Below are 10869 nucleotides of genomic sequence, written 5' to 3'. Positions count from 1 at the left end.
CCCGTCATCCCGACGAAAGTCGGGACCCAGGGTAACACCCGCGACGCTTCTGGCGCCGAATCCCGACAATCGGCAGAATCACGTCGAGTGATACCCAGCCCATCGCCACCGGGTAGCAGACCGTCTCGTTTCGGCCCTAATTGACTTGACCCGTCGCCCGCGCCTGTCGAAAGGCCGCGCCAGCCAAACCGGGTACGGGAACTGCCAATGCCGATCGACACTGGGGCGCGCCGTATTTCATCCCGCAGCATCGGCATCACGGCCGCAGCACTGTGTTTGGCATCGCTCGCGCTCTTCTGGCCCGGCATCGCGATGTACGACACCGTCGCGCAATATACGCAGGTGCTATCGCGGGTATACGACGACTGGCACCCGCCGGCGATGGTCCGGCTGTGGGTATTGCTCACCCCGCTAGGCGCCGGCGTGAAGCCGATGATCGTCGTGCAACTCGTCAACTACTGGCTCGGCCTCGGCCTGATCGCCGGTGCGCTTGCCCGCCTCGGGCGCACCCGCAGCGCGCTTGCGATCCTCGCCATCGGCCTTCTACCCCCGTTTCTCGGCTGGCAGGGTGTCGTGCTCAAGGACGCGCAACTTGCCGGCGCTTTGCTCGCCGCGGTCGGGATCGTGGGTTGGTGGCGTCTCGCGGGCCGCCCTTTGCCGGGCGCGATGTGGATACCGGTGACGGTGTTGCTCGCCTATGCCGTGCTGGTCCGGGCGAACGCCGTGTTCATCGTCGTGCCGCTGGTCGTGACCCTCGCGCCCCGCCCCGCACATCCGGTCGCCAAGCTCGCCGCCGGGCTGGTCGCGATCGTCGCGGTTCTAGGCGTGGCGCCGATCGTGAATCACCAACTGCTCAAGGCGCAGCGCAGCGGCGTCGAGGCGACGCAGGCGCTTTACGACCTGGCCGGCATTGCTGCCCGCGTGCCGGACAGCACCACCACCGGCCTGACGCAGGCGGAAGCGGCGACCGTGATCGCCCGCCACTGCGCGAAACCGTTCTTCTGGGACCCGCTCGGCGACGATACGCATTGCGGGACGACGATGGCGCGGCTGAGAGCGCTGCCGACCGCGACGCTCTACGTCACACTGGCGTCCTCGGCGCTGCATCACCCGATCGCCTACGCCACGCACCGCTTCGCGCATCTGAACTCGACCGACCGCTGGCTCGTGCCGTTCCGCTGGCCGAGCGCCGCGCCGCCGACCGCGTCGGAGCCCAACACGCTCGGGCTCGCCGACCCCAATGCCGCCGCCCGCACCTGGGAAGGCATCACCGCCGGACTCGTCGAGACGCCGCTGGGGTGGCCGATCGCGTGGATCGTCGTCGCGATCACCGCGCTGGCCACGTGCGTGTCCCGCCGACGCGACGCGACCCGAGACTTCGCCACCGCGCTGCTGGTGTCCGCGCTTGCCCTGGAGGCGAGTTTCGCGGTCCTCAGCATCGCCTCGGATCTGCGCTATCACCTGTGGCCGATGATCGCGACGGCGGTGGCTGTGGTCCTGCTCGCCGACCGAACCCCGCCGCTGCGAACGCTGACGATCGGCGGCGGAGCTCTCATGCTGGTGATCTTCGGCGGGCTAGCCGCGCGCGCGACGCTTCCCCTGCCACCGCAGAGTTACGCGGGCATGCTCGGCTGAGCCGCCCTTACCGCCGCCTGACCTTCCGTCGAGGGGACGCGTCGTAATATTCGGTGGTCGTCGTTGTCGTCGTGGTCACCGGTACAGACTGCACGATCACCGTCGTCGAACCGGCCGGATATGCGCCGCCGCTCGTCGTCGTGACCGTCGTCGCGCCGTCGGGTGAGACCCATGTACGACCGGGCGCGACAGTGTAACTGCGCGGCGGGGCATAGTCCGCGCCGTAGGGCGGGGGCGCGTAATCGTCGGCATAAGCGGGCGGCGGCGGTGCGTACTCGGCTGCGTAGGCCGGCGGGGGCGGATAGCCGGCTCCGTATCCTGAAACGCGTGCTCGTGGAGGCGGCGGTGGCGCAGGTCGGCCTCGGTCCTCGGTCTTATCGATCGCATACCCCACCGCGGCACCGATGCCAGCGCCGATCAGGGTACCGCCCAGGCGATTGCCGCGACCCGCGATGACGTTGCCCGCGACGCCGCCGGCAACCGCGCCGATCGCTACGCCACCCAGACCGGTGTCACGCCGAGGCGCACCGCGATCGTCATAGGGCGCGGCGTATTTGCGGTCGCTCGGCCCGGCATAGACCGAGTCGTTGGCGGCATAGTCGCGGGGGCTCACGGCCACGTAGCCGTTGGAGTCGTAGCGATCCCAGTCGATGTCGCTCGCCGTGTCGTAGACCGATCCGCGCGAGTCGATCAGCACCGCATCGTCGTAATAGCGCGCCCAGTTATAACCCTGCGGCGGTCGGGAAAGGCCATAGGTCTGCCAGTCGCCGATATAGAAGCGCGGCGCGTTCCAATATGTCGGCACGGCCCAACCACGATGCGGGCGGCGGTATCCAGCCCAACCGCCGGGCGCGTTGGCGCCGCCCCACCAGCGCCCGCCGATCTTGCTGCCCCAGCGCGGCTGGCGGCGCGTTGCGGCCTGCTGCGATCCGACCGGTCGGTAGGACGTGTGAACGACGGGCGGACGCGCGGCGATAGGTCCCGGGCGACGGGGGTTTGCCATCGGCGCCTGCATCGTGGTGCCCGGCACGCCGTAGCTGGTGCCGGGGCGCTGCTGCTGGGCCTCCGCTGCGCCGCTGACAACAACAAGCCCTGCGCTTGCGATCAAAAGGCTCCGCATGTCCGTCTCCCTGGTTCCGCCACCCTATCCCGCGCAAACGCCGGATTTCTTAACGGCTTGCTTACCAAAGCCGCAGGGGAGTCACCAGCGAGCGTACCGTCCCGAAACGGATCAGGTCCTACAGGCGCTCACCGAGCAGTGCCGCCAGCGCCTCGCACCCCGCGGCGTCCTCGGCATCGAACCGCGCGGGTTCGGGGCTGTCGAGGTCGAGCACCGCGACCAGCGCACCGTCCTTCGTCACAGGCACGACCAGTTCGGAGCGGCTCGCGGCATCGCAGGCGATGTGGCCGGGGAACGCGTGCACGTCCTCGACCAGTTGCGTCGTCAGCGTGGCGGCAGCAGCACCGCAGACGCCCTTGCCGACCGGGATGCGGATGCAGGCGACCTTGCCCTGGAACGGCCCGAGAACGAGTTCGCCGCCCTGTGCTTCGGGCACCAGCCGGTAGAAGCCCGCCCAGTTCAGGTCTGGGACATATTCCCACACCAGTGCGGCGGCGTTAGCCATGTTGGCGATCGGGTCACGCTCATCCGCGGTGAGCGCGTCGAGCGCGGCGAGCAGGTCGCGGTAGAGATCGGCCTTGGTGCCGGCGGAGATATCGAACTGGTACATCGGCCTTCCTTGATTGAGAGGCAGCTAACGCTCCCTCAAATCCGTCACCCAGCAGAAGCTGGGGGTGACGCAACGGCTACGCGGCGATCCTCCCCCGCCAGGGGGAGGTGGCGCCGCAGGCGACGGCGGGGGAGGACACGGAACATCCGACATCGAGTGCCTCCCCCTCCGTCTGGCAAGTGCCAGCCACCTCCCCCTGGCGGGGGAGGATTGCGAGGTCGTGCGCTAGGCCGGCCGACGGACGTTAACGAGATCCTCATAGGCATGGCCCGCTCAATCGTCGCGCACCTTGCCGCGCCCGGCTTTCACCCCGCTCCGCACCTTCTTCGTATCGACCCGTCGTGCTTTCGCCGCCTTGGACGGCTTGGTCGCGCGGCGGGCCTTGGGGACGATCGTCGCTTCCTTGATCAGCGCGACCAGCCTCTCGCGGACTTCCTGGCGGTTGAGCAGTTGTGAGCGCGAGCCCTCGCTACGCAACACCAGCACGCCGTCGCGGGTGAGGCGCGATCCCGCGAGCACCGCGATGCGATTCTTGACCGCCAGCGGCAGGCCTGGCGAGAGGCCGACGTCGAAGCGCAGGATCACCGCGCTGTCGGTGGTGTTGACATGCTGGCCGCCCGGACCGCCCGAGCGGGTCGTACTCTCGATCAGTTCGCTGTCGTCGATCGAGATCGACCGGGTGATCGGGATCGCGACCATTAAGCCCCTCCCCTCGGCTCTCAGCCGTCGGTGGAGTCGGGCGTCACTACCGCATCGGCAGCCGGAGCGACGTCAGCGGGTGGCGTCGTCTCGTCGGCAAACCCGGCCTTGGCAAACCGCTCTGGCAACGGCGCTTCGGCGAGCACGTCGGGCTTGCCCGGACGCGGTACGATCAGCCGCTGCGCATGGAGCATCATGCCGAGCCCATCCGCCTTGCCGTAGACGCCGTCGCCGACCACCGGCGCGCCGAGGCCGCTTGCGGCATGGACGCGGATCTGATGCGTGCGGCCGGTCTCGGGCAGGAACTCGACCAGCGAGCGGCCGTCCTTGATCTCCAGCACGCGCCACTTAGTGCGCGACTTCTTGCCGTCGGGATCCTCGACCATCCGCCAGCCGGTCTCGGCGGTGCTGACCTTGCCTAGCGCCATCTCGATCAGGCCGGACGTGCCCTCGACCACGCCGTCGAGCAGTGCGACGTAGCGCTTCGAGACGAGGCCCTGTTCGAACGCCTGCTGCAAACGGGCGTGCGCCTTGGGATTGCGCGACAGGAGCAGGCAGCCGCTCGTATCGCGGTCGAGCCGGTGCACGGGCTTGGGCCAGCGCTGGAAGCCGAACTTCAGGCTCTCAAGATGATTTTCCAGGCTCAGCGAGCCATCGCGGGGCGGATCGACCGGTAGCCCAGCGGGCTTGTCGATCACCAGGGCCTCGCCGTCGAGGAAGAGTACGCGTTCACCATGCATGGCGCCGCCCTTGCCATCATTAGCGCCTGCGTGCCAGAGCCGTCGCGATGTTGCACCGTATAGTTGCCCTTGTGCTGGTCCTGGCACCGACCGTTGCCGAGGCACAATTGTGCGAAGGCCAGAGCGCGGCGATCGCGCCCGATGGCCGCGCGTTCGGGCATTTGCCCTATGGCGACGCGCCCGAAAGCGAGCTGGTCACGCTGCCATCGGAGTATTCGGTGGGCAATCCGTGCGTAGTGCGTGCCGACATGCTGCCCGATCTGTTGCGACTGTTCGCAGCGGCGCAGGGCGATCCCTCGGTGATGGGTCAGCTCCGCGCGCTGTCCTGCCAGCGGTCGATCGCCCGCCAGCGCAGCGTCTTCTGCCGGGGCGAAACCAGCAGTGCGGCCGATCGCGCGATCTCGGTCGCGCCGCCGGGGTATAGCGAGCATTCGACGGGCTATGCGCTGGATTTCGCGGTGCGCCCGGCGAACGGGTGTCCGGATGCCGAGGCGTGCATGGCCGCGACCCCTGCCGCGCGTTGGCTACGGTTGAACGCGCCGAGGTTCGGCTTCGAACAGAGCTTTCCGGGCGGGAACAAGCAGCATGTGAAGTGGGAACCATGGCATTGGCGCTGGGTCGGGGCGAGCGGTAGTGCGCGTGGGGCACCGAAGGCGCGGTTCGTGTTCGCGCGCGCGCGACGGTTGTATCCGGCCGATCCGGGGGTGGTGCCGCTTGTGGTGAAGTTCAGCGCACCGCCGCCACTACCCACGCCGGTTGCACCACCGCCGTCTCGGTCGAAGAAGAAGCGACGCTGACGCCAAAGGATTTGATCCTCCCCCGCAAGGGGGAGGTGGCTGGCCCTTGCCAGACGGAGGGGGAGGACACGGAACAGAGGTGGCCCTTGCCTCGCCCTCCGTCACCTTCGGTGCGCGCCCCCTCGCGGGGGAGGATCGGTTTCACCGGCAATCCCGCAGCCCGTTTCAGTGCAGCACCGCTCCGCCCGGGCGCACCACGCCGTCGCGCAACGCGTGGTCGTACAGGATCTCGGTCTCGAGCATCACCTGGCTCGACAGCCGATCGAGCATCGACTCCGCCTGGACGCCGAACTTCTCCCATTCGCTTGGCTTGATCACCGGCAACCAGCGGCCGATGAACGCTTTCCAATCGGACCGGAGGATATCGAGATTCTCCTCCATCGTCGCGATCGTATCGGGCGAATATTTCGCCTCCATCGCCACCACCGTGCGGTCGATCACTTCGTCCTCGAGGTCGAGGTGCCTGGCGACGGTGACCGCGAGTTCTATCAGCTTTCGCGATGCGAGGCCGCTCTGCTCGCGCGAGCCCTGCGCAAGGTCCGCGAGGACGATGCATTGCTCGGCGATCCGCTTGTGATCGTCGATCAACTGCGCCCAGTTCGCGCGATCCTCGTCCGAGGCCGCCTGGACCATCACCCTGTCGCTTGCCACCTTGTCGTTCATCCTGTCGTATCCCCCGTGCGTATACGATCGACGCGTTACTGTGGATGCGCCTAGCGGTGCAGGCGATCCACAATCTATAGTATTTTCGTCACTGTCGACGTTCCAAAACCACCCATTACGAGCCCGGCGGCAGCGTACCGTGCCGCATTTCGACACCAGCCCTTTGACAGAACGCGGTGCCGCGCCTATATCCGCCTCTCACCACAGCATCCGGGAAATGACATGCCGTCGCGCAGCGTGTCGATCGTATTGGATACCGAGGTTTCATACGCTGAGAGCCGCCGCACACGATGCGCGCGGCCTTTCTGCGTTAACGTGCGTCCCGCTTAGGGGTTCCTAAGCACGAATTTACGGCTGACCCGATCAGTTTTTATAGGGCGAAACAAAACCTATGGCATCCAAGGCGATCGAACACGGCACTGCAAAGCGCCGTATCCGCAAGGTTTTCGGCAACATCCACGAAGTCGTGCAGATGCCGAACCTGATCGAAGTCCAGCGCGAGAGCTACGAGCAGTTCCTGCGCTCCGACAAGTCGATCGGCCACGTCTCGGGCTTGGAGAAGACGCTGCGCAGCGTGTTCCCGATCCAGGATTTCGCCGGCACCGCCTATCTCGATTTCGACGACTACGTCCTTGAGCCGCCGAAGTTCGACGTCGAGGAATGCCGCCAGCGCGGGATCACCTACGCCGCGCCGATGCGCGTCACGCTGCGTCTGACCGCGTTCGAGGTCGATCCCGATACCGAGGCCAAGTCGGTCATCGATATCAAGGAGCAGGACGTGTACATGGGCGACATGCCGCTCATGACCGAGAACGGCACGTTCTTCATCAACGGCACCGAGCGCGTCATCGTTTCCCAGATGCACCGTTCGCCGGGCGTCCTGTTCGATCACGATCGCGGCAAGACCCACGCATCGGGCAAGTACCTCTTCGCCGCCCGCGTGATTCCGTATCGCGGTTCGTGGCTCGATTTCGAGTTCGACGCGAAGGACATCGTCAACGTCCGCATCGATCGCAAGCGCAAGCTGCCGGTCACGGCGCTGCTCTATGCGCTCGGCATGACGTCGGAAGAGATCCTCAACTATTTCTACAACCGCGTGACGTTCGTCCGCGGCCAGGGTGGCTGGATCGTTCCGTTCCAGGTCGAGAACTGGCGTGGCCAGAAGCCGATGTTCGACATCGTCGATGCAAAGACCGGCGAAGTCGTGTTCCCGAACGGCCAGAAGATCTCCCCGCGCGCTGCGAACAAGGCGTTCAAGGATGGTCTCACCGACCTGCTGATCCCGACCGAGGAAATCTTCGGCCGCTATTCGGCATACGACCTGATCGACGAGTCGACCGGCCGCATCTACATCGAAGCAGGTGACGAAGTGACCGCCGAGAACCTCGAACTGCTCGACCAGGCAGGCATCGAGCGTCTCGACCTGCTCGACATCGATCACGTCGCGACGGGTCCGTGGATCCGCAACACGCTCAAGGTCGACAAGGCCGAAGAGCGCGAGCAGGCGCTGTCCGACATCTACCGCGTAATGCGCCCCGGCGAGCCGCCGACGCTGGAGACGGCCGAGGCATTGTTCTCGGGTCTGTTCTTCGATCCCGATCGCTACGACCTCTCGGCCGTCGGCCGTGTGAAGCTCAACATGCGTCTCGACCTCGACGTCGAGGACACCGTGACGACGCTGCGCACGGAGGACATTCTCGAGGTCATCAAGACGCTCGTGAACCTCAAGGACGGCAAGGGCGAAATCGACGATATCGACAACCTCGGTAACCGTCGTGTCCGCTCGGTTGGCGAGCTGCTCGAGAACCAGTACCGCGTCGGCCTGCTCCGCATGGAGCGCGCCGTGAAGGAGCGCATGTCGTCGGTCGACGTCTCGACGGTCATGCCGAACGACCTGATCAACGCGAAGCCTGCGGTTGCCGCGGTCCGCGAATTCTTCGGCTCGTCGCAGCTGTCGCAGTTCATGGATCAGACCAACCCGCTGTCGGAAGTCACCCACAAGCGTCGCGTGTCGGCACTTGGACCAGGTGGTCTGACGCGTGAGCGCGCCGGCTTCGAAGTCCGCGACGTTCATCCGACGCATTACGGCCGCATCTGCCCGATTGAGACGCCGGAAGGCCCGAACATCGGTCTGATCAACTCGCTGGCGTCGTTCAGCCGCGTCAACAAGTACGGCTTCATCGAGACTCCGTACCGCAAGGTCGTCGACCACAAGGTGACCGACGACGTCGTCTACCTGTCGGCGATGGAAGAGGCCAAGCACACGATCGCGCAGGCCAACGCCGAGCTCGATTCGTCGAACGGGTTCGTCGAGGAGCTGGTGTCGTCGCGTCAGGCTGGCGAATTCCTGATGGCGCTGCCCGACAACATCACCTTGATGGACGTCAGCCCCAAGCAGCTCGTCTCGGTCGCCGCATCGCTCATTCCGTTCCTGGAAAACGATGACGCCAACCGCGCGCTGATGGGCTCGAACATGCAGCGTCAGGCCGTGCCGCTCGTCCAGGCCGAGGCGCCGTTCGTCGGCACCGGCATGGAAGAGACGGTTGCGCGTGACTCTGGCGCAGCGATCTCGGCCAAGCGTGCGGGCATCGTCGACCAGGTCGACGCGGCGCGTATCGTGATCCGGGCGACCGGCGAGATCGATGCCGGCAAGTCGGGCGTCGACATCTACACGCTGATGAAGTTCCAGCGTTCGAACCAATCGACCTGCATCAACCAGCGTCCGCTGGTGAAGGTGGGCGATGCGGTTCGTGCAGGCGACGTGCTTGCCGACGGCCCGTCGACCGAGTTCGGCGAGCTGGCGCTGGGTCGCAACAGCCTCGTCGCGTTCATGCCGTGGAACGGCTACAACTACGAGGATTCGATCCTGATCTCCGAGCGGATCGTGAAGGACGACGTGTTCACGTCGATCCATATCGACGAGTTCGAGGTGATGGCGCGCGATACTAAGCTTGGGCCTGAGGACATCACGCGCGACATCCCGAACGTCGGCGAGGAAGCACTCCGCAACCTCGACGAAGCGGGCATCGTCTACATCGGTGCAGAGGTCGAGCCGGGCGATATTCTCGCCGGCAAGATCACGCCGAAGGGTGAATCGCCGATGACGCCGGAGGAGAAGCTTCTCCGTGCGATCTTCGGCGAGAAGGCCAGCGACGTGCGCGATACGTCGCTTCGCCTGCCGCCGGGCGTGTCGGGTACGGTCGTCGACGTTCGCGTCTTCAACCGTCACGGCATCGACAAGGACGAGCGCGCGATGGCGATCGAGCGCGAGGAGATCGAGCGCCTGAAGAAGGATTCGGACGACGAGCGTTCGATCCTGAACCGTGCGACCTGGTCGCGTCTTCGCGAGATGCTGCTCGATCAGACCGCCACCTCGGCGCCGAAGGGCGTCAAGAAGGGCGTCGTGATCGACATGGATCTGCTCGACAGCGTCGACCGTCACGAGTGGTGGAAGTTCGCGGTCGCCGACGACAAGGTCCAGAGCGATCTGGAAGCGGTCAAGATCCAGTATGACGACGCAGCCAAGCTGATCACGGACAAGTTCCACGATCGTCGCGAGAAGCTGGAGCGTGGTGACGAGCTGTCGCCGGGCGTGCTGAAGATGGTCAAGGTGTTCGTCGCGGTGAAGCGCAAGCTGCAGCCAGGCGACAAGATGGCCGGCCGTCACGGCAACAAGGGCGTCATCAGCCGCATCCTGCCGGCGGAGGACATGCCGTTCCTCGCCGACGGTACGCCGGTCGATATCGTCCTCAACCCGCTGGGTGTGCCGTCGCGCATGAACGTCGGTCAGATCTTCGAGACGCATCTGGGTTGGGCCGCACGTGGCCTGGGTCAGTCGATCACCGCGGCGCTCGAGACGTGGCGTGAAGAGAATCCGGATGCCAAGCCGGGCGCGATGCCGGAAGCGGTCCGCGATCGTCTCAAGACGGTGTACGGCGAGCAGTATCACGCCGAGATCGACGCCCGCACGGGTGACGAGATCGTCGAGCTGGCCAAGAACCTGAAGGGCGGCGTGCCGATGGCGACGCCGGTGTTCGATGGTGCCCGCGAAGCCGATGTCTCGGCGATGCTGGCGCTGGCGGGCCTCGACACGTCGGGTCAGTCGGACCTGTTCGACGGCCGCACCGGCGATCAGTTCGATCGCAAGGTGACGGTGGGCTACATCTACATGCTGAAGCTCCACCATCTGGTCGACGACAAGATCCACGCACGGTCGATCGGGCCGTACTCGCTGGTCACGCAGCAGCCGCTGGGTGGTAAGGCGCAGTTCGGTGGGCAGCGCTTCGGCGAGATGGAGGTCTGGGCACTCCAGGCCTACGGCGCGGCGTATACCTTGCAGGAAATGCTGACGGTGAAGTCGGACGACGTGGTCGGCCGCACCAAGGTCTACGAGGCGATCGTCAAGGGCGACGACACGTTCGAGGCCGGCATCCCGGAGAGCTTCAACGTGCTCGTCAAGGAAATGCGCTCGCTCGGCCTGAATGTGGACCTGAAGCAGTCGGAGCCCGGCTTCGACAGCGACGGCATCCAGATCGCGGCGGAGTAACGCGGTTGATTTAGCTCCCCTCCCGCTCGCGGGAGGGGTCGGGGGTGGGCTCCCGGCCG

At 66.0% G+C, this 10869-nt stretch carries 8 protein-coding genes; 3 read left to right on the top strand and 5 right to left on the bottom strand.

The annotated features are described in order from the left end of the window. Positions 1–207: 207 nt before the first annotated feature. Positions 208–1635 (top strand): hypothetical protein, encoded by a 1428-nt coding sequence (locus H8S47_RS07795; protein ID WP_235982686.1) that lies wholly within the window; start codon positions 208–210, stop codon positions 1633–1635. Positions 1636–1642: 7 nt separating this feature from the next. On the opposite strand, the gene H8S47_RS07790 is transcribed toward H8S47_RS07795, so the two are convergent. The 4 genes from H8S47_RS07790 to H8S47_RS07775 all read right to left on the bottom strand — a co-directional run bounded on the left by H8S47_RS07790 (position 1643) and on the right by H8S47_RS07775 (position 4804). Further along, entirely contained in the window at positions 1643–2755 is a 1113-nt protein-coding gene (locus H8S47_RS07790) for an RcnB family protein (RefSeq protein ID WP_187503331.1), read from the bottom strand. 118 nt (positions 2756–2873) lie between these two features. Beyond that, positions 2874–3365 carry a GAF domain-containing protein gene (locus H8S47_RS07785; RefSeq protein WP_187503330.1) on the bottom strand — a complete coding sequence of 164 codons (492 nt, stop codon included), beginning with the start codon at positions 3363–3365 and terminating at the stop codon, positions 2874–2876. A 273-nt stretch (positions 3366–3638) separates the two neighbouring features. Continuing rightward, entirely contained in the window at positions 3639–4064 is a 426-nt protein-coding gene (arfB, locus tag H8S47_RS07780) for an alternative ribosome rescue aminoacyl-tRNA hydrolase ArfB (protein WP_093399511.1), read from the bottom strand. A 20-nt stretch (positions 4065–4084) separates the two neighbouring features. After that, complete coding sequence (locus H8S47_RS07775; RefSeq protein WP_187503329.1) at positions 4085–4804, bottom strand: RluA family pseudouridine synthase; 720 nt, start codon at positions 4802–4804, stop codon at positions 4085–4087. A gap of 47 nt (positions 4805–4851) precedes the next feature. Here H8S47_RS07775 and H8S47_RS07770 point away from each other — a divergent pair, with 47 nt between their 5' ends. Continuing rightward, complete coding sequence (locus H8S47_RS07770) at positions 4852–5601, top strand: M15 family metallopeptidase (RefSeq protein WP_187503328.1); 750 nt, start codon at positions 4852–4854, stop codon at positions 5599–5601. Positions 5602–5766: 165 nt separating this feature from the next. Here H8S47_RS07770 and H8S47_RS07765 read toward each other — a convergent pair whose 3' ends face one another. Then, entirely contained in the window at positions 5767–6264 is a 498-nt protein-coding gene (locus tag H8S47_RS07765; protein ID WP_187503327.1) for a hemerythrin domain-containing protein, read from the bottom strand. A gap of 391 nt (positions 6265–6655) precedes the next feature. Here H8S47_RS07765 and rpoB point away from each other — a divergent pair, with 391 nt between their 5' ends. Next, the gene (rpoB, locus tag H8S47_RS07760; protein WP_056051380.1) at positions 6656–10810 is read left to right on the top strand and encodes a DNA-directed RNA polymerase subunit beta; all 4155 of its coding nucleotides are present in this window, start codon (positions 6656–6658) and stop codon (positions 10808–10810) included. The last annotated feature ends 59 nt before the right edge of the window (positions 10811–10869 follow it).

The organism is Sphingomonas albertensis (assembly GCF_014358075.1).
GTDB lineage: Bacteria > Pseudomonadota > Alphaproteobacteria > Sphingomonadales > Sphingomonadaceae > Sphingomonas > Sphingomonas albertensis.
This window is presented reverse-complemented; position numbering and strand designations above follow the sequence as displayed.